We start from the raw sequence: 23,119 nt of genomic DNA on the forward strand, positions 1-23,119 counted from the left end.
CAGCGATAACGCGCAGATTGACAGCGCGAGGCTCCCCGTCATCGACGGCAATTCGCGTTCTTCGACGACACGCAAGAGTTTGCCTTGTAAGCTTGCTGACATGCTGTCGATTTCATCTAAGAAAAGGGTGCCGCGGTCCGCATCGGCTATGCGTCCGCGTTGAATTCTATTGCCGAAAAGCACGTCATCGGCAATCGCGTCGGGGAGTGCTGCACAGTCGATTGCGACAAAGCCGCGAGCATGGCGTGTGCTCCAGCGATGAAGCAGTCGGGCAACAAGTTCCTTTCCGGTGCCAGTTTCGCCTTCGATCAGCACATCTACATCGACACGCAAGCTGGCGGATAGTCTCTCGCAATCGCACCATAACGGGTGTTTCCCCCAGCAACGGGAAATCTTGCTCAGCTTCCGCAGCGGCTTTGCGAAGTCTGCGGTTTTCGAGAACCAGACGGCGCATTTCCAATGCCCGACGAACGCTTGAAACCATGTGATCGGCAGAGAAAGGCTTCGCAATAAAGTCGAAGGCACCTTTTTTGAGTGCTGCCACTGCCATGCTGATGTCGCCATGTCCGGTCATGAGGATGACTGGCAACTCGGGTCGCGTGTCAGCAGCGCTTCCATCACGGCATGACCATCAATGCGTGGCATCCGGATATCTGTGACGACGATCCCGGGAAAGTCGGCACTCAGATTGGCAAGTGCCGATTGTCCATCACCATAGGTCTCTATATCCAGACCAGCGATCTCGAAAGAATCCGCAAGCGCTGTGCGAAATGCCACGTCATCATCGATCAACATGACGCGGAGTGGTTCAGTGCCTGTCATGCTTGTTTTGCTCGCTTTACCGTGGCTGAGAAGGCAGCGCCGCCCAATGGCGAAGGCACGATACGCAACGTGCCTTCGAGTTCTGTCATGATGTCGCGTGCAATACCCAGCCCGAGGCCCAAACCTTCCGGCTTTCCGGTTACAAAGGGGCTAAACACTTCATCGCCCAATGCCTGATCTATGCCGGGTCCATTATCCGCGACAATCAGGGACACAAGTTGTTCCTCTTCTGAGATGAACAAAGCGATGCGCGGTTCAGATTTTCAGCAACTGCATCAAGCGCATTTTGCAGCAGATTGACCAACACTTGTTCCAGCCGGACGCGATTTGCGAGAACCTGAAAATTGGAACGGTTGGGCATTTCAAGTCACACCAGTATTGCGAAAGCGGTCGCCCATCAAAGAAGCGTGCCTTCGATCAGCTCATCAAGACGGACCGGGGCCAAATCCCGGTGTCCGCGTCGGGCAAAGCGCCGCATTTCCTGCGTGATGGAACCAATACGGGAGGTAAGTTCGATGGAAGTGACCAAATTGGCTGCGACTTTGTCCAGCTTGCCCTTCGCCAGGTGATGTTGTGCATTTTCTGTAAGTGTCTGAATGGTGGCGACGGGTTGGTTGATCTCATGGACAAGACCTGCGGTGATAGACCCCAGTGATGCGAGCCTGTTTGCCTGCCCCAGCTCTTCACGTGCTTCCCGAAAGCGTTTGTCGGCGCGTTCGCGCTCTGCCATTTCAGCGCTGAGTTCGGCGGTGCGTTCTGCAACTGCAGATTCAGAGCAGCGCGGTCTGCAGCCAGACGTGCCGCGCGCGTTATTCGCCAATAAACCGCACCGGCAATCACGATGAGGACCAGCAATGCCGACACAGTTATAAGTCGTGCCAGATCATGTGCTGCTCGCATTGATGGGGCTACGGGTTCAACATGGAGAAGTCTTAATTCTGTTCCGGCAATCGGCTCGCTCACAGTGAAAACTTTGCACCGGATGGTCCGCGCATCATGCTTTCAGGCTCGAAAGCATAGTGACTGGGTTACAAGTCTGCGACGTTGAACTGTCCGCTCTGGCCTATCTTTGTGCGTTCCGCTTCGGAGATTGGTAGAAACGAGCGAAGGTCTTCTGCCTTATCCGTGGATGCCAATATGATGCCACGAGGATCAACGACGAAAGTTTGGCCGGGATCGTTCGACCACGTTTGGACAAGCCGGTGAAACTCAAATTTGACGACTACAACACCAACCGGATTGGCTTCATCGCCAATGCGCCTTGCGAGGAATAGGCCAAAGCGCCTGCTAAGATCGCCTATGGCATAATATTCAGCAGCCCAGCCATCGCGCCTTGAAAATAAGGACGGTAGCCGTAATTGCGCCCAACGAAACTTTCAGGCGTATTGGCATTGGAAGAAGCAATGACGGTGCCATCGCGTTTGACGACATAAATGATCGGTGAGCCGATCTCATAGGCAAGGAATTTCAACTTTTCGTTTAGTCGTTCTGTAGATTCTCGCGTTTCACCAGCAAGGACGTCGTGAAGGTCGCTATATTCTTTCAGAACAACCGGAAGCAGGCGGAACTTGGCCAGTTCGCTATCGATAAGGCGGGTTTGCTGACGCGCTACAAGCGTCGCATCCTCGCTCAAACGATCAAGTGCACTTGTCTCCGTCCACGACCGTGCAGTCGTCCAGAGGCCTATCGCCAGCAAGAACGCGAGCGCAATCATCAGGATTCTGCTGAGCTGCCGCCGTTTTTTCATTTGTGCAGGATTATGCATTTATTTGAATAATGTCACGCAGATTTTTGCATAAATGGCGTGTTCAGAATGTGTCAAAATCGAGATTCTGCGAGTTAATTCAACAAACTAAAATTTTTAATCCACTGCTCTGGCGGTCGGCAGCCAGGTCCCATTTTGGTACCACTTCGAAAATGGGAGTTTCGTAGGGAGGAGCTAATCCGTGCAACCACAAAACCATGTCTTTGTTCTCGCCCAGTTTCTTGAAGGAGATTTGGGTGTTGCGATACAGGCTCAGGAAACTGAAAGTCGGCCTGACTAAGGGCGCGGATCCAGAAACCAATCAATCAAGCCCATTTCCCAATAGGGGTTTCGCCTTTTAAGCCCGTCCTGGCGCTGTCGCGACAATCCTCAAGGAAATCAGAAACACCCGGAAATATGTGCGGCTACTGACGCGCTCACCACGGTGAACCTCAAAATCGTGAGATTTGAAGGAGTGACCGCATGGTCTCAATAACGTCCGAACAGAGTGCTGCGCGAGCACCAACAGCCGACTGAAATCCATTATTGGCGGATCGACCGGTAATCTCGTCGAATGGTTTGACTGGTACGTGTACGCAGCCTTCACGCTCTATTTCGCACCGCATTTTTTTCCGTCGGAAAGCCAGACCGCGCAACTTTTGAGCGCTGCTGCAGTTTTTGCCGTTGGTTTCATCATGCGCCCGATCGGTGCGTGGATCATGGGCATCTATGCTGATCGCAAGGGCCGTAAGGCAGGTCTGGCGCTGTCCGTGACGCTAATGTGCGCAGGTTCGCTTATTATTGCCCTGACACCCGGCTATGAAACTATTGGCCTTGTTGCCCCGGCGCTTCTGGTTCTTGCACGCCTGATGCAGGGTCTGTCTGTTGGCGGTGAATATGGTGCCAGCGCGACCTATCTATCCGAAATGGCGGGCAAAAGCCGTCGCGGCTTCTTTTCGTCTTTCCAGTATGTGACGCTGATCTCCGGCCAGCTTTTGGCAATTCTGCTACTGATCGTGCTTCAGAGCACAATGGAAACTTCTGCTCTTGAATCCTGGGGCTGGCGTATTCCGTTCTTCATCGGTGCATTGCTTGCGGTTGTTGTCTTCTGGCTACGCCGTGGCCTTGCTGAAACCGAGAGCTTCAAGAATGCTAAAACCAAGGACGCCCCGAAGTCTGGCTTCTGGACGCTGATCAAGTATCATCCGAAGGAAACCGCACTGGTCATGCTTCTGACCGCTGGTGGTACGCTCGCCTTCTACGCATACTCAATTTATATGCAGAAGTTCCTGGTCAATACATCTGGCTTCAGCCGCGAAGTGGCGAGTCAGATCAACGCGGTCACTCTGTTCATCTTCATGTGCCTTCAGCCTGTCGCCGGTGCATTATCGGACAAGATTGGCCGCAAGCCGCTGATGATTGCCTTCGGTGCGGCGGGCGTACTGTTTACCTATCCGATCTTTGCGACGCTTGAGCAGACGCGTGACCCATGGGTTGCCGGGATGCTCGTCATGGGTGCTCTGATCATTGTAACTGGTTACACCTCGATCAACGCAGTGGTGAAGGCAGAACTCTTCCCAGCTCATATCCGCGCACTTGGTGTGGCGCTGCCTTACGCTCTTGCGAATACGTTGTTTGGCGGAACTGCGGAATATGTAGCGCTGAGCTTCAAGAATGGTGGTTGGGAGCGTGGCTTCTACTGGTACGTAACCGTCATGATCGGTATTTCACTGATCGTCTATCTTCGGATGCGCGATACCAGCAAAGACAGCATGATCAAGGAAGACTAATCGACACAAATACCGGGCTATTAGCCCGGTATTTTTTATTCCGCTTCCGCTCTTTTGCTGCCAAAAGGAGGGGACTTTTCTGAAATCGTTTGGGCTGCATTCTGAATGAGCGGCCCAAAACTTTCGCTGAAGCCTTCGGCCGTCCATTCCTGAAGGCTGCCTGCTACATGGATTGCGCCGACAGGGGCGCCCCTCCAATCAAGAATCGGAGCGCCAATAGCAACTTCATGATTGAGAAGCTGCTTGCACAATAGGGTGTCCGTTCACGCGCTGCGCGAACATGCTCCATCCCCCTTCCAGATCGCGGACAGTGTGCTGTGTGAATGGTGTCATATCCGACCGGTTAACGATGTCGGCAATTGTGTTGTCAGGCAGCCGCGAGAGAATGGCCACACCACCCGCCGTGCAATAAGTGGGAACTGCATTCCCGACGATGGTCGCACTGAAAACTTCGTGTTTTGACGGCATACGCAGGGCGTAAATTACGCGAACATCGTCAAAAAGAGACAGATCAACACGCTCGCTGACCCGGCGCCGGAGTTCCAGCATGACCGGATTTGCGCGCTGCAACATGGGGTTGAGCCGCAACAAATCGTAAGTCATGTCGAGAATACGCAAGCCCGGCAGATAACCACGATCTTCAGGGTCGCGTGCCAGCATATTCAACTTCAGAAGCGAATGAACAATGCGCTGGGCAGCGCTGCGATCAATGCCTGCTGCGGTTGCAACCTGACTGAGCGACAAGGGATGTCGCGCGCTGAAATGCAGACATGACTGCAACCGTTCGTGCGACCGAGCGCAAAACAACGGGTCATCCTTGAAAGCTTCCGCTTCATCCGGATCGAAAGTGGATATGCCGCGCAGGTCTCGAAATGTGTTCATGGGAAAAAGCTTTAATCCAGATTCAAGGATTGACAAGGATCAAAATTGGTCCCTATCATAAAAATCAATATAGATGTATCGCTGACAGATACACATCACAGCCCGAGGGGCAAATCAGAAAATGGGAGTACGCTCGTGTCAAAACGCGTGGCTGTAGCTGGCTTTTGCATGAAACAAACACGTTTGCTGCCGCTCCTGCAACCATGGCAGCATTCGTTCAGGGCGGCGGATATATCCCGCTTTCGCGTGGTGAAGCGATTATCGAGAATGCTCAAAACGTCAATCTGGGCATTGCTGGTGCACTCAAGTTCGCACAGGAAGCCGGTTGGGAAATCGTGCCGATCCTGTGGGCCGGCGCTATTCCCTCTGCTCCGGTCACCAAAGACGCTTACGAGGCAATCGTCTCCGAGATTGTTGAAGGGTTGAAGGATTGCGGTCCGCTTGACGGCATTTTTATCGACCTGCATGGCGCGATGGTTGCCGAACATGTGGACGATGGCGAAGGCGAACTTCTTGAGCGCGTGCGTGCGGTTCGTGCAAGTGAGCCGTTGGCGGTAGCGCTTGACCTGCATGGCAACATCACGCGTCGTATGTTCGATCATGCCGATGTGATGGTCGGTTTCCGCACTTATCCGCATGTCGATATGGCCGAGACCGGCTATCGGTCAGCTAAAGCCTTACAGGCATTAATGGGCAAGTCCGATGGCTGGCACAAGGCGATGCGGCAGGGTGATTATCTCATTCCTATCGCATGGCAATGCACGGATGAGGAACCGGCCAAAGGCCTGTATGGCATGACGGTGGATGTGCCGGAAGATGTGCTGACAGCTTCTCTTTTCATGGGCTTTCCCGCTGCCGATTTCGCGGAATGCGGTCCTTCAGTCTTTGCTTACGGGTGGGATAAGCAAGCGGTCGAGAATTGTGCAGATGATATCATGGCGGCACTTTCTGCAGCCGAGCAGTCTTTCGCAGGTGTCTCTTATCAACCAGAAGAAGGGTTGAGAAGGCAATCGAGCTGGCACGAGATGCTTCTCGTCCTATCATCATTGCTGATACACAACAATCCCGGGCAGGCGGCAGTTCGGATACGACCGGGATGCTTCGTGCGCTTATTGCCTGCGATGCAAAACGTGCGGCGATTGGCTGTATCCACGATCCTGAAGCGGCAAACATTGCACATCAGGCAGGCGAGGGTGCGGAGATTGAAATCTCCCTTGGCGGCAAGTCGGGAATTGATGACGATCAGCCATTCACGGCTACGTTCACCGTAGAAAAACTCTCCGACGGCAAGGCCCATGCGACGGGACCTTATTACGGTGGCACCTGGTTAAACATGGGGCCATCTGCCTGCCTGCGTCTTGGCGGGACACGTGTCGTTGTAACAACCAATCTCGCGCAGATGGCCGATCGCGCGCTCTATCGGATGGTTGGTATTGAACCGGAACAGCAAGCCATTCTGGTCAATAAGAGCTCAGTACATTTCCGGGCCGACTTCGCCCCTATTGCTGAAAAGCTCCTTGTTTGCACAGCCCCCGGTGCAATGCCGCTCAGCCCGGCACAATTGTCATGGAAGCACTTGCGCTCAGGTATCCGGCTTGAGCCGTTGGGAGAAGAATTCAAATAAAACAATAATAACAACCTTCAGAGGAACCAAGTAGATGCAGTTTTTCAAATCAACACAGCCTGGCCCCATCCTCCGCAAACTGAAATATGGGATAGCTGTTTTGATTGCGCTTGGCGCAGGCAATGCATGGGCGGAAACAACGCTCACTGCAGTCATGCATTCCGATTTGCGTATTCTCGATCCGATCATCACCACCGCACATATCACGCGTGATCATGGATATATGATCTATGACGTGCTGATTGCTGTTGATGAAAATTTCAAACCACAGCCACAGATGGCAGATTGGACCGTTTCGGATGACGGTAAGACTTACACATTCACGCTACGCGATGGTTTGAAATTCCATGATGGCGCACCGGTAACGGCTGCAGATGCGGTGGCTTCACTTGAACGCTGGGCCAAGCGCGATGCCGGTGGCCAGCTTATCATGGATATCACAGATTCTCTGAAGGCCACTGACGACAAGACCCTTGTCTGGACATTAAAAGAACCGTTCGCTCCCTTCCTCGATACGCTTTCCAAGCAGGCAGCTTTGCCTCCGTTCATTATGCCAGCGCGGATTGCAGCAACGCCCGCTGATACTGCGATTACCGAACATATCGGCTCTGGCCCGTTCAAGTTGGTACCGGCAGAATTCCAGCCCGGCGTTGGCGTCAGCTATCTCAAGAATGAAGATTATGTACCGCGCAGCGAGCCCGCCAGCTGGATGGCAGGTGGTAAGGTGTCAATGTCGATAAGGTGCGCTGGGTTACAATGACCGACGCCCAAACCGCTGTGAATGCGCTGACAAGCGGTGAAATCGACTATGTCGAACAGATCCCGGTCGATCTCGTGCCGCTGTTTGATGGCGATGATTCCGTTGTTCTGGAACAGCGCGATCCGCTTGGCTATCAGACAATGGGACGCCTCAATTTCAAGCATCCACCTTTCGACAATCCTGACATTCGCCGTGCCGCCTTCCTTACCATGTCGCAGGAACCAGTGCTTGCAGCGCTGATGGCTGATCCGAATTACTACAAGGTTTGCGGTGCGATTTTCGGCTGCGGCACGCAATGCTACCAATGTCGGCGCGGAAAGTATCATCGCGCAGGGCAATGTTGAAGAGGCAAAGGAACTGCTCAAAAAGGCTGGTTATGATGGCAAGCCGGTTGTGTTGATGCAGCCGACCGATGTTACCAGTCTGTCGCCTCAGCCAGTCGTTGCAGCACAGCAACTCCGCGCTGCCGGATTCACCGTCGACATGCAGCCGATGGACTGGCAGACGCTCGTCGGTCGTCGTGCGTCAAAAGATGAGCCTTCAAAGGGCGGCTGGAATATTTTCTTCACGAATTGGCAGATTCCAGAAATCGCGACACCGCTTAATTCAGTGATGCTGAATGGCCGCGGCGATCAGGGTTGGTTCGGCTGGCCGAAGGACGACAAGATCGAAGAGTTGAAAAAGGAATATATCGCCGCCAAGACGCCTGAAGAGCAGAAGGCCGTTGTCGAAAAGATACAGGCTCATACGTTGGAGAACGTGCTCTACATTCCGCTTGGTGAATATAACCCACCACAGGCACGCCGCTCAATGTCATTGATATGCTCGGCTCACCCGTTCCCGTTTTCTGGAACGTGAAAAGACCGAAGAATAATCTGCCCGCCGCTATCGCGTTCAGTGCGGTAGCGCCCAGTTCAACGCGGGTCGGTTTTGTACCGGTTCCGCCTCAAGCGGGACGCGCATATGGCTGTCTATCTGTTAAAACGTATCTTTGCGCTCGTGCCGGTGCTGCTGCTGGTATCGGTATTTGTGTTCCTCCTCCTCAGACTGACGCCGGGTGATCCGGCAGCAATTCTGGCAGGCGATGCCGCGACCACCGAACAGCTCGAACGCATCCGCGAGGCAATGGGCCTTAATGAGCCGATCCTCACTCAGTATTTTACCTGGATGGGCAAGATATTGCAGGGTGATCTCGGTGTTTCGCTGATTTCCGGCGTTCCAGTGCTCGATATGGTTTCACAACGTATCGGCCCGACGATTTCGATCGCTGTTCTCACCATTATCATTGCAGTTCTCGCTGCAATTCCGATGGGTGTGATCGCCGCCTGGCGTCATCGTTCATGGATCGACTATCTCGTCATGAGCTTTTCGGTTCTGGGTTTCTCCGTTCCGGTCTTTTTGGTCGGCTATGTTTTGCTGCTCATTTTTTCGGTTAATCTGGGCTGGCTTCCAGTGCAGGGTTTCAAGCCGATTTCATCGGGCTTTGGCGGCTTTATGGAGCGCGCAATATTGCCCGCGCTGACACTGGCTTCGATCTACATCGCACTCATTGCTCGCATGACTCGCGCAGCAATGCTGGATGTTCTGGCGAAGACTATATTCGCACAGCACGTGCGAAAGGTGTCAGTGATCGCCGTCTTCTGTTCGTCCATGCGCTGAAAAATGCTGCTGTGCCGGTCGTAACTATTGTCGGCACCGGCTTCGCATTGCTGATTTCTGGCGTGGTCGTGACGGAGAGCATCTTCAATATTCCCGGAATTGGCCGCCTGACGGTCGATGCTGTGCTGGCGCGCGATTATCCGGTCATCCAGGCCATGATCCTTCTGACGAGTGCACTCTATGTTTTCGTCAACCTTCTGATTGACCTTTCCTACACACTGTTCGACCCAAGGATACGCTATTGATGCGCTCAGAACCGACATCGGCAGGCATGCACTGGATGCTCCGTCTGTTCTCGCTGCCGCGCGTTACACGTGTTGGTATCGGGCCAATGATTGCCGCTTTTCTTCTCGCCGCAATCCTCCTCCTAACCCTTGTTTCCCCCTGGATCGCTCCCCACGATCCGCTGGCAATGAATCCACTGATGCGGCTGAAGCCGCCTTCCGATGAATACCTGCTCGGAACAGATAATTATGGCCGCGATCTCTTCTCGCGCATGATCCTTGGGGGGCGCATCTCGCTGCTGATCGGATTGTTTGCTGCGGCTGCTTCAATTGGCGTCGGTGTGTTTATCGGGTTGATTGCCGGCTTTTTCCGCACGGCCGATGCAATCATCATGCGCATGATGGATGCCTTGATGGCGATGCCATCGATCCTGATCGCTATCGCGCTGGTTGCGTTGAATGGGCCTTCTATTGGCTCAGTGATTGTCGCCATCACCATCCCGGAGATCCCGCGCGTGGTGCGCCTTGTGCGTTCTGTCATCCTGACTGCGCGTGAAGAGCCTTATGTGGAAGCGGCACTGGCGCTAGGTTCAAGCACACCGAAGATCCTGTTCCGGCATCTTCTTCCTAATACGATGGCACCGCTCATCGTGCAGGGCACTATATTGTCGCTTCTGCGATCCTCACGGAAGCGATCCTGTCGTTCCTGGGTGCTGGCATCAGCACGGAAATTCCAACCTGGGGGAACATCATGGCTGAAGGCCGTCAGTTCTTCCGCATCAAGCCATCGATCGTGCTCTGGCCGGGCCTGTTGCTGACGCTTTGCGTTCTGTCGATCAATCTGCTGGGCGACGCTGCACGCGACACACTCGACCCACGTCTGAAAAAGCGGGAGGGCTGATATGGAACTGCGTAATCGTGATTTTTACATGAGTCCGTCGTTCTGGAAGTGGAAAACCTTGTGGTGGCGCTTCCCGGTGGTACACGTGCTTCGCAGCGTGAGCTTTGATATTCGCAAAGGCGAGACGGTCTGTCTCGTAGGCGAATCCGGCTCAGGAAAGTCGGTGACGTCGCTCACAGCCATGGGACTTTTGCCGAAAGATGCCCTGCTGGTCAAATCAGGTGCAATAAGGCTGGATGACACTGATTTGCTCAAGCTTTCACCCTCTGACATGAAAAAGATGCGCGCTACGCGCATCTCCATGATCTTTCAGGAGCCGATGACTGCGCTCAATCCGGTTATGCGGGTAGGTGAACAGATCACAGAGGTTCTGGACGTTCACACCAGCCTTTCGGCAGAGGCCAAGCGCGCTAAAGTTATCAACATCATGGAGCAGGTGCATCTGCCGGATGTGGAGCGCATTTATCAAAGCTACCCGCATCAGCTTTCGGGCGGTCAGCGTCAACGCATCATGATCGCCATGGCGCTCATTCTTGAGCCTGTGGTGCTGATCGCTGATGAGCCAACTACGGCACTCGATGTGACGACACAGAAGCAAATCCTGTCGCTGATTGCGGAATTGCAGGAAAAGCACGGCACTGCGGTTTTGTTTATCACGCACGATATGGGGGTGGTGGCGGAAATCGCTGACCGTGTCTGTGTTATGCGTCATGGTGAAATCCTGGAGCGCGGAACAATCCGGGACGTTCTGTCGTCACCGCAGCAGCAATATACCAAGGACCTGTTGGGCTCTGTTCCCAGCCTCGTTCCGCGTCTGGCGCGTGAGCCGCAGGAAGTGAAGCTGTGATCCGCGTTCGCGATCTTGGCATGACCTATCGCAGTGGCGGGATTTTCAGCGCAAAGCCGGGAGTCCATGCCTCTCGCGAGGTGAACTTCGAGCTTCAGCCGGGGCGTACACTCGGTATTGTAGGGGAATCCGGTTCGGGTAAAACTACCGTTGCCCGCTCAATCATGCGGTTGATCGAGCCCACAGAAGGTGAGATCGTCGTGGACGGACGAGACATCGCACATCTCGGAAAACGCGAGATGAAGCCGTTTCGCAAGAAGCTTCAGGTCGTGTTTCAGGACCCGTTTCGGTCATTGAATCCGCGCTGGACGATTGAGCAAAGCCTGACAGAAGGGCCACTTAATTACGGCGTCCCTTATGACGAGGCAGTAGCGGAAGCGAAACGCTTGTTGAAGATCGTCTCGTTGCCCGAAGATGCCCTGAAACGCTATCCGCATCAGTTTTCAGGTGGTCAGCGCCAGCGTATTGCCATCGCGCGCGCGGTCGCGCTCAGACCCGATATTCTGGTGGCCGACGAGGCCGTCTCTGCGCTTGATGTTTCGGTTCAGGCGCAGGTTCTCAATCTGCTTGCCGAGCTGCAGCGTGATACCGGCATCGCTATCATCTTCATCACGCACGACCTGCGTGTTGCCGCACAGATTTGCGATGAAGTGCTGGTGATGAAACGCGGACAAGTGGTTGAGCAAGGCGATGCCGCCGACGTGCTTGGTAATCCATCGCATGAATATACGCGATCATTGATTGAAGCGGCTCCCGGCCGTTTCTGGGACTTTGCGGCTGGACGTCCTGCCGCCTGATCGAAGGACCGCACGCTGCGGCCCCGGTTATCTTCAATGTTTCAAACAGGAATGAAATCATGCCCGTCATACCGTTTATTGAGGAGAAAGCCGGCGAGATGCGCGCGGTTTTCGAAGACCTTCATCGTCATCCGGAAATCGGTTTCGAGGAGCAACATGCTTCCGGTGTCGTTGCGTCATTACTGGAAAATGGGGCTTCGATGAAGTCCATACCGGCATTGCGAAGACTGGTGTTGTCGGCATATTGAGAGGTCAAAACGCGGGTAACCGCCGTGTTGGTCTGCGGGCCGATATGGATGCGCTGCCGATTGATGAGATTTCCGGTGTTCCTTATACATCGCAAAATCCGGGCCGAATGCATGCCTGTGGCCATGATGGCCATACGACCATGTTGCTGGGCGCTGCGCAGTATCTTGCGGCGACACGCAACTTCGAAGGGACCGCGGTTTTCGTCTTCCAACCAGCTGAGGAAGGTCTGGGCGGCGCGCGCATGATTGCGGAGGGCCTGTTCGAGCGCTTTCCTTGCGATGAAATCTACGGGATGCACAATCAGCCGCTGGGCACTCTAGGCAAAGCTGTCATTCGTAAGGGTGCTGCCATGGCCGGTGCCAGCTTCTTCGATATCAAGTTGACAGGTAAAGGCAGTCACGCCGCCCAGCCGCACAATGCCCGTGATGTGCTGGTGATCGGTGCCGATCTGGTCGGGCAATTGCAGACCATCGTGTCGCGCAATATTCCGGCAACCGATTCCTGTGTTGTGTCCTGCACGCAGTTTCATACTGGAAGCGCGTATAACATCGTCCCGGAAGTGGCGACTATCACCGGCACAATTCGTTATTTCGAGCAGCGTGTCTGCGATCTTGCAGAAAGCCGTCTGCGCGAAATTTGCGCAGGTGTGGGTGCAGGTTATGGCATCAAAGTTGATGTCGAGCTGCGTAATGTTTTCGATGTCTTGCGCAATGATAGCGAGCTGTCCGATGCCTATATTGCGGCTGCGCGCGATGTGTTGGGTGAGGAAAATGTAACCGACGACTGCCCGGCTTTTATGGGCAGTGAGGATTTTGCCGACATGCTGGCGCGTGCCCGGTGCATACATCAATGTGCTGCATGGCGGCAAAGCAGCCTTGCACAATCCTGCCTTTGTACTCGAACCGGAAACGCTGCCAATTGGCGCGTCTATCTATGCCCGGATCGTAGAAACTCGCCTGCCAGTAAACAAGGATCTCGCAGCATGAGCGCGCATGAATTGCCATTTGATCTCGATGATATGATCGCGCGTCTGCGCCCATGGATCGAAACGGAAAGTCCCACATTTGATGCGGATGCGGTTAATCGCATGGTCGATGCAGCCGCCTATGACTTTGCGGCTGCAGGCGCCAGCATTGAGTTTATTCCGGGACGTATGGGCTTTGGTGGCTCACTGCGTGCGTTTCCCGCACAAAGATCAGGGCAAGCCCGGCATTCTGGTGTCCGGCCATCTTGATACGGTTCATCCACTTGGCGTGATCGATATCAATCCGTATCGTCGCGAGGGTGGAAAGATTTACGGCCCAGGCATTCAGGATATGAAGGGTGGTAACTTCGTTGCCCTTGAAGCCATGCGACAGATTGCAAGAAGTGGGCTTGTGACCAAGCTTCCAGTTACATTTCTGCTGACACCAGATGAAGAAGTGGGAACGCCTTCGACGCGTGATCTGATCGAGCAGGAAGCACTCAAGAACAAATATGTACTGGTGCCAGAACCTGCGCGCCGTGATGGTGGTGCTGTTGTCGGACGTTATGCGATTGCGCGTTATAATCTTGAGACAGTTGGCAAACCAAGCCATGCGGGCTGGTTGCTGAAGGAAGGTCGTTCTGCAATCCGACGTATGGCTGAAAAGATTATTGAAATTGAAGCGCTCACAACCGATGACTGCACTTTCTCGGTAGGCGTTATTCAGGCCGGGCAGTGGGTCAATTGCGTTTCGTCCAGTTGTAATGCGGAAGCGCTCAGTATGGCCAAAACCCAGAAAGATCTGGAAGACGGCGTTGCACGGATCATGGCTCTTGCGGGAACCAAAGATGATGTCGAGCTGATCGTCACGCGTGGCGTAACACGACCTGTTTGGGAGCCGGGACAACCACAGGATTTGAAGCTTTTCAACTTAGCCAACGAGATCGCAAAAGAGATCGGCTTTACCATGACGGCTCAGAGTTCGGGTGGCGGGTCGGATGGTAACTTTACCGGCGCGCTTGGTGTCCCGACGCTCGATTCCATCGGTGTGCGTGGTGAAGGACTGCATACATTGGGCGAGCATATTTTCGAGGATAGTCTGGTTGAACGTGCCCGTCTTCATGCGGGTCTGTTTCTCTCACTGGAATAACAACCAGAGGTGCGGCCATGGCCGATGCTACAAGATTAACTGCAACCCGCGTACCGGGCTTGCAGAACGATGTCGCGATCAATGTGGATCAGTGGGGGGTTGCCCATATCAGAGCGGAGAACCTGCACGATCTGTTTTTCGCGCAAGGTTGGAACGCTGCGCGTGATCGTCTCTGGCAGATCGATATTGCCCGCAAGCGCGGGCTTGGTCTGTTGGCGCGGATTTTGGTCCCGGCTATCTTGAGCAGGACAGGGCCGCTCGATTGCTTCTTTATCGCGGTGATATGGCACCGGAATGGAAAGCATATGGGGCGGATTCCGAGGAAATCTGTACCGCTTTTGCTAAAGGCATCAACGCCTATGTTGACGCCTGCAATTCAGGAGAGATAGCACTTCCACCTGAGTTTACGCTGCTCGGTCACAAGCCAGATCGATGGGTGGCGGAAGATGTGGTGCGCGTGCGCACCCATTCGCTGACACGCAATGCATCGTCCGAGCTACTCCGTTCCAAGATTATGGCAATCGCGGGTGTGGAGCTTGGTGCACAGCTTGATTTGCTGCGCAAGGAATTATCGCATGGCGTGATCCCAAAGCCGGTTGAGGGTTTCGACCCGAGTATCATGACCGACAGGGTGTTGCGTGATTTTCAGCTTGCTGTCAGTCCCGCAACCTTTTCGAAGGAACGTCTAGCTGCAACGTTGGATGAAGCTGATCAATGGACCACAATCACTTTATCCGGCGAGATTGTTCGAGCCTCTTTGAAGAAGGCTCAAACAATTGGGCGATATCAGCGGAAAAGGCGACAACCGGTCGCCCTATATTGGCGCTTGATCCGCATCGCACACATGTTTTGCCTTCGATCCGTTGTGTGGTTCACCTGGCCATGCCGGGTCTTGACGTGGCCGGTGCGGGCGAACCCATGGTGCCCGGAATATCCATGGGGCATAACGGAACCGCCGCCTTCGGTCTCACGATTTTTGGCGCGGATCAGGAAGATATTTATGTCTATCAGACAAAGGCGGGAGACACTGATCAGTATGCCTATCAAGGTGATTGGGAGACCGTTAAAACGATAACGGAGACAATTCCCGTCAAAGGATATCCTGATCAGAAAGTCGAGCTGAAGTTCTCACGCCATGGACCAATCCTCTATGAGGATAAGGAGAACAATCGCGCATTCGGATTGAGAACTGTCTGGATGGATGCAGGCATGGCGCCATATATGGCGAGCCTGTCTGTGATGAGAGCGAAGAACTATGCTGACTATGCAAGTGCGCTGGAAGGCTGGGGTTGCCCTTCCGTCAATCACATCTATGCTGATACAACGAACACGATTGCATGGAAGCCATCGGGTGCCACACCTGTTCGGAACAATTGGGATGGTCTTTTACCTGTTCCCGGTGATGGACGCTACGAATGGCAAGGTTATCTGTCACCAGAAACAGGGCCGTATGAAATCAATCCATCGCGGGGCTTTGTAGCGACGGCCAACGCCATGAATGTGCCGTATGATTGGACTGCCTCGAACCCAGCTATCGGTTATGAGTGGCTGGATAGCAGTCGTCATGACAGGCTCCACAGCGAATTGTCCCGCCAAGAACCCATTTCGCTTGAAGATTGTGCACGACTGCAATGCTCAACATTTTCACCAATCGCTGCCCGCGTATTGAAGTGTCTGAGGGCGTTGCCTGTTCACGACAATGAAATCGAAGCTTGGAAGCTTCTTCAGAATTGGGACGGCAACTTGTCTGCGGACTCTGCAGCTGCCGCCCTTCTCGAGATATGGTTCAGCAAACATCTTGGTCTGCTTGCAGCAACGTCTCAGGGGCTGTTCCTGGTTATGCCGCTGCTGGTGCCATTTGATGCACCAAGCATTGCTTCATGGTTAGAAAACTCCGCCCAGACAGCCGAACATATGGATGCCGTTCTCCAAAGCCTCGCTGATGCATGGGCGGAGTGTGTTTCATTGATGGGAACAGATGCGGAGAAATGGACATGGGAAGCATTCATAAGCTTACGCTTCGTCATCCCCTTCAGTCACTGACAGACAACAATTGGTCGTTAGAACCCATCGCTTTAGGTGGCAGCAGCTCAACACTCAATTACGCCAATTATCGATTGAGTGATTTCTCGGTTGTCGTGGGACCTTCGGTGCGAATGATTATCGATGTTGGAGCTTGGGACAACAGCCTGTTTGTCAACAATCCGGGCCAATCGGGATCGCCATTGTCGCGGCATTATTCCGATCTTCTGGAGAACTGGCACGAAGGGAAATATGTTCCGCTGGTCTATTCGAAAGAGCGTATTGATGATGCGACGGTCATGAGAATAATGTTGAGTGCGGGCTGAGGAAGTCCGCCTCTCAATAGGATTATTTCATCGTAATGACGACATAGGTCGGATAGACCTCGACGAAAATCAATGGTGTCGCGTTGATGATTGTCGCCTGATCGATTGGTGAAATGCGGACATTGGCAAGCATGTTCTCGAGCTTGGCGCGGTTGTCCTTACTGCTGAAGAATTTGTCTTTTTCATCTTCTGCATCGACTTTGCCAAACTGGTGGACGTTGGCGCGGTCCTGTCTGACAATGCCCGCTACTTTGGTGAGGCGTTGACCGGATGAGCTGTAATGATCGCGCTCGCTTAAACGGGCGTAATAGGTGTCGATTGGTTTCTCAGCGGCTGTCGCCGTTCCTGTAGTCGCCAGCACCATCGCTGCCATCATAGTCGAGCGCATGATATCTCCTTATATCCACCCCAACCACTAGCAGTTTCAGGCGAGTTATTCAGTCTGTTCCTGGCGTTTTACCCGATTTTTTATTGCAATGTAGCAATGGGAGAGTAATCAGCGTCATGACGCATTGTTGCAGGTCAGTTTATTTAGCAACATGACTGAATTTCTGGTTGTCAAAACTCAGTCGCATTTTTCTGTACGCTATCATCCTGGATTTACAAATTACGTTTCGCCACCGTCTGGCGCTCAATGAGTTTGAAGCCGACATCAACGAGTGAAGATGATACAGGACGTTCATCTGCATCACCTTTTTCGAAAAGATTGAGCAGTAATTCTCCAGTTTTCACTCCAATTCCAATCGCGTCGACACGTATTGTTGTTATCGCAGGAACCGATTGGCGTGCGATATCGAAGTCACCAAAACCCATCAACGACAATTGCTCGGGCACTTTAATGCCACGACGATGGCATTCCATCAGAGCACCGAAGGCAGAAATATCTGACACGGCAAACACGGCTTCGACATCGGGTGCGCGTTCCAGCAATGTGGAGATGGTGCGCGCACCGTGATCATGCGAAACAGGAGCGGTTCCTTCGCGCACGATCAGTTCATCACTCACCCCCGCTTCGCGTAGTACTGAGGTAAAGCCCATTAACCGGCTTTCACCACGCAAGTCGATAGCATCGGCGTCAGTGCGTGAACCGAGCGCGCCAATGCGCCGATGTCCGAGCGATAAGAGATATCGTGCGGCAGCGCGTCCAACCTCATAGTTGGAAAATCCGACCGAATGATCAATCGGCTTGTCAGGCTTACCCCATATTTCAACAATCGGAATATCGGCACGCAGCAGCATTTCAGTGGCAGCTTTTGTATGAACTGTTCCCGCGACTACAATCGCATCAGGGCGCCGCTCAAGCATGGCTCGAATAATGCGCTCTTCTTCCTCCAACTTATACATCGTGAAGCCGATCAGCAGTTGATAGCCTTTCGGCCGTAAGGATTCTGCCAGTCCTTGTGCAGTATCGGCGAAGTTCGAGTTCGTCAGGGTTGGCAGAATAGCCGTGATGAAGTTGGTGCGCCGGGAAGAGGCTGCCAGCAACACGATCTGGTACGTAACTCAGCTGCTCGATGGCTTCCATTACCCGCTTGCGGGTGGCTTCAGACACCAGATCCGGGTCTGCGAGAACGCGAGACACAGTCATTTGCGATACGCCCGCGAGGCGGGATACGTCTCGCATGGTTGCTTTTCTGGCGGGCGAGGTGATCATGCAAAGTCCTGTTTGATCGGTTGGTTTATCACACGGTCTGGGCCGTGTCGGTTGTTGGTATCTGCTCATAGACGACATGGTAGAAACGGCCGTCAAACATTTCCATCATTCGGTCTGTGATGACGCGCCCCTCAAGCCGTACCGGCGAAGCCAAGGCTTCCTCGACCGCCGCCATCGACGGATAATCTATTTCCTGCACCATGGCGATAGACGGCGAACCGGGGTCCACATTCAACATGCGCATGACCCGCACGGCTTGTGCGTTTGGCATGCGCTTCCAGACTGGAAGCAACTGTTCTTTCACGATGCGAAAGAATTCTTCCTCGCGCCCGGATGGATCGTGCCTTCAAAAATTGCTGAACGTGTATGCATGATGGGTTCCCTAGTGTCCGTTTTTGTGTTGCAATGATATCGATAACATGCACTATTGCAAGCAACAAGAATGGGAATGAATTACTTCACAACCGGTATTTGGATTTTGGTGCTGATATTCAGCTCAATCAAACTATCAGAAGCATTTTACCCGCTGTCGCTGTGGAAGGGGAGCTTGATATCGCATACGATTTAAGGGGTGCAATCTCGTGAATTGACGATGTTATCGAAAACATCGATCAATAACATAAGAGCGAATGTCAACGTATAACGATGATGTCTTGTTTTCATTCAGGGAGGATTGAGTGAAGGCGGGAAACTGGAGGAGAAATCATGCGTATTCTGAAAACAATTCGTAATTTAGCCATCGGTTTAACAATGGCTGGTATGTTCGGCATGGCCGATGCCCATGCTGTATCCATTAGTGATATTACGGCTCGTGGTACGGTCAAGATTGGCGTGCTGACAGGTGCCCCGCCAATGGGTATGGTTGATGAAAAGGGTAATCCAACTGGCTACGACGTCGATGTCGCCAATCTGTTGGGTACATATCTCAATTTGCCTGTGGAACTTGTCCCATTGACGCCGCCGGCACGTATTCCTGCGCTGCAAACCGGCAAGGTCGACTTCCTCGTTGCGACGCTTTCTCCGACGGGTGAGCGCGCGAAAACGGTGATGTTCACGCAGCCATATAATGCCTTTAATATGGACATCATTTCCGGCCCAGACCAGAACCTTACCAAGCTTGAAGATCTGGCTGGCAAGCGCGTGTCGGTGAACCGTGGTTCGACGCAGGAAACAGCACTCCGCAAAGCCGCGATCCAGGGTCTCGAAATTGTTGTTTACGAAGACGACTCGACAAGCGCACAGGCATTGATTGCCGGACAGGTGGATGCTGTGGCATTGCCTTCAACGGTTGGCGAAGCGATCATCAAGCAGCGCCCTGAAGCAGGGTTAAAGGTTGGCTTTACCTTCTTCCAGCAGGGTAATTCCATGGCGACCAAGCTTGAAGATTTCGAGTTGCGTCAGTGGCTGAATACGGCCATTTATCTGATGAAGATTTCTGGCGATCTGGACAAGATTGCGGTGAAATGGACAGGCCGTCCGATGCCTGACCTGCCATCGTTCTGATTGTTTCACCGTCGGTGCCTCAATGCACCGACGGATTTCTTCACATCGTTGCATAAAAGAATCCGCACAAGCGCTGTTATTCAGCGGGAGGCCGGACCATGTCCTACACTTTTCAGTTCGGGGTCATTGCCCAGTATCAGGATGCCCTGCTGGCAGGCATTTGGCTGACAATCAAACTGTCAATCATGTCTATCGTCTTGGGTTGCGCGGGTGGCGTTTTGTTCGCCTCGCTGCGGTCGATGAACAGCGGAATAATTCGTTTTCTGATTGATGCCTATGTCGAGATCATCCGCAATACACCGTTTCTGGTGCAATTGTTCATCATCTATTTCGGGCTGCCTGCCATAGGCTTCCGTGTGGGTGCCGAAGTTGCGGCCCTCATTGGCATGACAATTAATCTCACAGCCTATTCTACGGAAATCATCCGCTCAGGTATTGAGGCTGTCCATAAATCGCAGATTGAGGCAGGTGAGGCACTCGGTTTCACTCGGCTTCAGATTTACCGTCATGTGATCATTCTGCCGGCTTTGGCAAAGGTCTATCCGGCCTTATGCAGCCAGTTCGTGTTGATGATGCTCGCATCCAGCGTTTGCTCTGTTATTTCAACGCAGGAGCTGGCCGCATCTGCCGCCTTCGTTGAATCCCAAACCTATCGTTCATTCGAGGTCTATATCGTCGTGACCCTGATTTATCTGGGACTGGCATTGTGCTTGCGCGCTGTCCTTGCACTGGTCGGGCTTTGGCTGTTTGGTCGCCGTGTTGCCCGCCGCACTGTAGTAGCAATTCCGGAGGCGTCAGCATGACTTTTCGCAGCTTCGGACCAGACGAATTTCTGTTTCTGCTTACGGGCTTGCAGTGGACGGTACTATTGACTGCTATCGCATTGATCGGCGGCGGCATTGCCGGGTTTTTGATCGCGCTAGCCCGTGTTTCTACGATCAAATGGCTGCGTGTGGTCGCTGGCACTTATATCCAGATCATTCAGGGTATCCCCGTGCTGATGATCCTGTTTCTCTCTTACTATGGTTTGAGCCTCGCAGGATTTGATCTGCATCCGCTGATTGCCGCCGGGGCATCGATGTCGATATATGCATCGGGCTATCTGGCAGAAATCTGGCGCGGTTGCATTCAGTCAGTTCCCAAACAGCAATGGGAAGCATCTGAGTCACTCGCTATGACGCGCGCTCAGCAGTATCGTTATGTGATCCTGCCGCAGGCTGTCCGCATTTCCTTGCCGTCAACGGTCGGTTTCGCTGTGCAGGTCGTCAAGAACACCTCGATCGCGTCGATTATCGGCTTTGTCGAACTGGCCCGGGCAGGCACGCTCATCAACAATGCAACGTTCCAACCATTCCGCGTTTTTGTGGTGGTCGCAGCGCTCTATTTCGCTGTTTGCTACCCATTGTCATTGCTATCGCGCTGGCTGGAAAGGAGGCTCAATGTCTGAAGTCGTCATCAATAATGTTCACAAGAGCTTCGGCAATGTCGAAGTCCTCAAAGGTGTCTCTCTTGCAGTTGAACGCGGTGAAGTTTTTGCCCTCATCGGTCGCTCAGGCTCGGGAAAAAGCACATTGCTGCGCTGCATCAACGGGCTCGAGAAGATCAACTCTGGCGAGATCGAAATCGCTGGTCATAAAGTGACCAGTGACGCCGCTCAGTTGCGTAAGCTGCGCAAAGACGTGGGCATCGTCTTCCAAAGCTACAACCTGTTTCCGCATCTGACAGTTGGGGAAAACATCATGCTCGCGCCGAAAATCGTGAAGGATGTCCCAAAAGCCGATGCGCGAAAAAAGGCCGAGGAGGTTTTGAAGCTCGTCGGGCTTTCAGAAAAGTTCGATGCCTATCCGGATCAATTGTCGGGCGGCCAGCAGCAGCGTGTTGCTATTGCGCGTTCTTTGGCGATGCAGCCTAAGGTTATGCTGTTCGACGAAGTGACATCCGCACTTGATCCGGAACTCACGGAAGAAGTGTTGAATGTGATGGAAGAACTGGCGCGCGGCGGCATGACGATGATCCTTGTCACGCACGAAATGGCCTTTGCCAGACGCGTCGCGACGAAAACCATTTTATGCATCAGGGCACGATCTGGGAAGAGGGCCTTCAGCCGAGCTGTTTGCCAACCCCAAGACTGCTGAACTTCGTCAGTTCGTTAAATCGGACGTCAAATAGCTCCCGAAATATCCATTGAAGAGAAATAGTATGTCCGTTGAAATACTCCAGCTTTGCCCATTGATCCCCGCGATGGAGCAAAGCCTGAACGAGCAGTATAAAGTCCATCGCTGGTTCGAGATTGCAGATCAGAATGCGTTCCTGAATGCACATGCTGACAAGGTTAAAGGCGTTGTCACCGGCGGTCATATAGGCATTCCAAATGAACTGGCAGATCGTTTGCCCGCGCTTGAAATTGTCGCCATCAATGGCGTTGGGTTTGACAAGGTCGATCTGCCAAAGGCACGCCAAAGAGGATATGGCGTTTCAAATACGCCGGATGTTTTGACAACCGATGTGGCCGATACAGCGATTGGTCTCATTATAGCTCAGGCGCGCCACATTGCGAGTGCTGATGCCCATGTGCGTAAGGAAATTGGCCAAAGCCGAAATCGGGCTTGGCACACGCGTCAGTGGGCGGCGGTATGGGATCTTTGGCTTGGGTCGTATCGGCAAGGCAATTGCCCGGCGGCTGGAGGGCTTTGATGGGCAGATCAGCTATACTGGCAGGGCAAAGCAGGATGTTGATTACGACTATTACCCAAGCCTTCTGGAGCTTGCGCAGAACTGCGATGTTCTGGTGATAGCTGCCGCAGCAAGTGCTGAAACCCGCCATGCGATCAATGCCGATGTGCTCGCAGCCCTCGGATCAAATGGTGTGTTGATCAATATCGCGCGTGGTTCGCTTGTCGATGAAGTGGCGCTGGTTAAGGCGTTGCAGTCCGGGCAACTTGGCGGTGCCGGGCTTGATGTCTTTGAGAATGAGCCAACGGTTCCTGCCGAACTCTATGACATGCCGAATGTGGTACTCACACCGCATATTGGCAGTGGAACGCATCAGACCCGAAAGGCAATGGCTGATCTCGTTTTGGCAAATCTGAGCGCGCACTTCAGCGGCAAAGAACTGGTGACTCCGGTCGTATAGAACGCCGTGCGCCCTCTTGGACGCACAAAGGTCGCTCTAACAGTTTAAATTATGCAGTAGCCGAGCAT

The 23,119-nt window shown here is 53.3% G+C and carries 10 protein-coding genes and 14 pseudogenes; 15 read left to right on the top strand and 9 right to left on the bottom strand.

The window, feature by feature from the left end:
* The 5 genes and pseudogenes from C9380_RS27415 to C9380_RS27440 all read right to left on the bottom strand — a co-directional run.
* A partial coding sequence (locus C9380_RS27415) for a sigma 54-interacting transcriptional regulator (RefSeq protein ID WP_252869762.1) occupies window positions 1–333 on the bottom strand: 333 nt, incomplete at its 3' end.
* A 196-nt stretch (window positions 334–529) separates the two neighbouring features.
* Window positions 530–822: pseudogene (locus tag C9380_RS27425) on the bottom strand (response regulator); the annotation flags it as partial.
* Window positions 819–1,037 (bottom strand): ATP-binding protein, encoded by a 219-nt coding sequence (locus tag C9380_RS27430; RefSeq protein WP_252869763.1) that lies wholly within the window; start codon window positions 1,035–1,037, stop codon window positions 819–821. The pseudogene C9380_RS27425 and the gene C9380_RS27430, both read right to left, overlap by 4 nt.
* Window positions 1,038–1,219: 182 nt before the next feature.
* The gene (locus tag C9380_RS27435; RefSeq protein WP_252869764.1) at window positions 1,220–1,642 is read right to left on the bottom strand and encodes a histidine kinase dimerization/phospho-acceptor domain-containing protein; all 423 of its coding nucleotides are present in this window, start codon (window positions 1,640–1,642) and stop codon (window positions 1,220–1,222) included.
* Window positions 1,643–2,119: 477 nt separating this feature from the next.
* Window positions 2,120–2,536 carry a sensor histidine kinase gene (locus C9380_RS27440; RefSeq protein ID WP_252869765.1) on the bottom strand — a complete coding sequence of 139 codons (417 nt, stop codon included), beginning with the start codon at window positions 2,534–2,536 and terminating at the stop codon, window positions 2,120–2,122.
* A gap of 563 nt (window positions 2,537–3,099) precedes the next feature.
* Between C9380_RS27440 and C9380_RS12330 the strand changes: the two genes are divergently transcribed.
* Window positions 3,100–4,356 (top strand): MFS transporter, encoded by a 1,257-nt coding sequence (locus tag C9380_RS12330; protein WP_128093666.1) that lies wholly within the window; start codon window positions 3,100–3,102, stop codon window positions 4,354–4,356.
* 225 nt (window positions 4,357–4,581) lie between these two features.
* Here C9380_RS12330 and C9380_RS12335 read toward each other — a convergent pair whose 3' ends face one another.
* Complete coding sequence (locus tag C9380_RS12335) at window positions 4,582–5,238, bottom strand: IclR family transcriptional regulator (protein WP_217284091.1); 657 nt, start codon at window positions 5,236–5,238, stop codon at window positions 4,582–4,584.
* A gap of 135 nt (window positions 5,239–5,373) precedes the next feature.
* Between C9380_RS12335 and C9380_RS12340 the strand changes: the two are divergent.
* The 9 pseudogenes from C9380_RS12340 to C9380_RS12375 all read left to right on the top strand — a co-directional run bounded on the left by C9380_RS12340 (window position 5,374) and on the right by C9380_RS12375 (window position 16,761).
* Window positions 5,374–6,862: pseudogene (locus C9380_RS12340) on the top strand (M81 family metallopeptidase).
* 34 nt (window positions 6,863–6,896) lie between these two features.
* Window positions 6,897–8,485, top strand: a pseudogene (locus C9380_RS12345) (ABC transporter substrate-binding protein); the annotation flags it as partial.
* Between the two features lie 100 nt (window positions 8,486–8,585).
* Window positions 8,586–9,526 (top strand): annotated as a pseudogene (locus C9380_RS12350) (ABC transporter permease).
* Between the two features lie 35 nt (window positions 9,527–9,561).
* A pseudogene (locus C9380_RS12355) lies at window positions 9,562–10,406 on the top strand (ABC transporter permease).
* 1 nt (window position 10,407) lies between these two features.
* Window positions 10,408–12,050 (top strand): annotated as a pseudogene (locus C9380_RS12360) (ABC transporter ATP-binding protein).
* 59 nt (window positions 12,051–12,109) lie between these two features.
* Window positions 12,110–13,285, top strand: a pseudogene (locus C9380_RS12365) (M20 aminoacylase family protein).
* Window positions 13,282–14,413 (top strand): annotated as a pseudogene (locus tag C9380_RS12370) (M20/M25/M40 family metallo-hydrolase). The pseudogenes C9380_RS12365 and C9380_RS12370 overlap by 4 nt, the downstream one beginning before the upstream one ends.
* Window positions 14,414–14,430: 17 nt before the next feature.
* Window positions 14,431–14,891 (top strand): annotated as a pseudogene (locus C9380_RS27445) (penicillin acylase family protein); the annotation flags it as partial.
* 236 nt (window positions 14,892–15,127) lie between these two features.
* Window positions 15,128–16,761, top strand: a pseudogene (locus C9380_RS12375) (penicillin acylase family protein).
* A gap of 22 nt (window positions 16,762–16,783) precedes the next feature.
* Here C9380_RS12375 and C9380_RS12380 read toward each other — a convergent pair.
* The 3 genes and pseudogenes from C9380_RS12380 to C9380_RS12390 form a co-directional block, all read right to left on the bottom strand.
* Complete coding sequence (locus C9380_RS12380) at window positions 16,784–17,149, bottom strand: hypothetical protein (RefSeq protein WP_100556733.1); 366 nt, start codon at window positions 17,147–17,149, stop codon at window positions 16,784–16,786.
* A 212-nt stretch (window positions 17,150–17,361) separates the two neighbouring features.
* Window positions 17,362–18,385 (bottom strand): annotated as a pseudogene (locus C9380_RS12385) (LacI family DNA-binding transcriptional regulator).
* Between the two features lie 58 nt (window positions 18,386–18,443).
* Window positions 18,444–18,787: pseudogene (locus C9380_RS12390) on the bottom strand (hypothetical protein).
* 378 nt (window positions 18,788–19,165) lie between these two features.
* Here C9380_RS12390 and C9380_RS12395 point away from each other — a divergent pair.
* The 5 genes and pseudogenes from C9380_RS12395 to C9380_RS12415 all read left to right on the top strand — a co-directional run bounded on the left by C9380_RS12395 (window position 19,166) and on the right by C9380_RS12415 (window position 23,051).
* The gene (locus C9380_RS12395; RefSeq protein ID WP_374844468.1) at window positions 19,166–19,918 is read left to right on the top strand and encodes a transporter substrate-binding domain-containing protein; all 753 of its coding nucleotides are present in this window, start codon (window positions 19,166–19,168) and stop codon (window positions 19,916–19,918) included.
* Window positions 19,919–20,016: 98 nt separating this feature from the next.
* Window positions 20,017–20,721 carry an amino acid ABC transporter permease gene (locus C9380_RS12400; RefSeq protein WP_024898015.1) on the top strand — a complete coding sequence of 235 codons (705 nt, stop codon included), beginning with the start codon at window positions 20,017–20,019 and terminating at the stop codon, window positions 20,719–20,721.
* Window positions 20,718–21,365 (top strand): amino acid ABC transporter permease, encoded by a 648-nt coding sequence (locus C9380_RS12405; protein ID WP_024898014.1) that lies wholly within the window; start codon window positions 20,718–20,720, stop codon window positions 21,363–21,365. The genes C9380_RS12400 and C9380_RS12405 overlap by 4 nt, the downstream gene beginning before the upstream one ends.
* Window positions 21,358–22,087, top strand: a pseudogene (locus C9380_RS12410) (amino acid ABC transporter ATP-binding protein). The gene C9380_RS12405 and the pseudogene C9380_RS12410 overlap by 8 nt, the downstream one beginning before the upstream one ends.
* A 30-nt stretch (window positions 22,088–22,117) precedes the next feature.
* Window positions 22,118–23,051, top strand: a pseudogene (locus tag C9380_RS12415) (2-hydroxyacid dehydrogenase).
* The last annotated feature ends 68 nt before the right edge of the window (window positions 23,052–23,119 follow it).

Source organism: Brucella pituitosa (assembly GCF_003049685.1).
GTDB lineage: Bacteria > Pseudomonadota > Alphaproteobacteria > Rhizobiales > Rhizobiaceae > Brucella > Brucella pituitosa.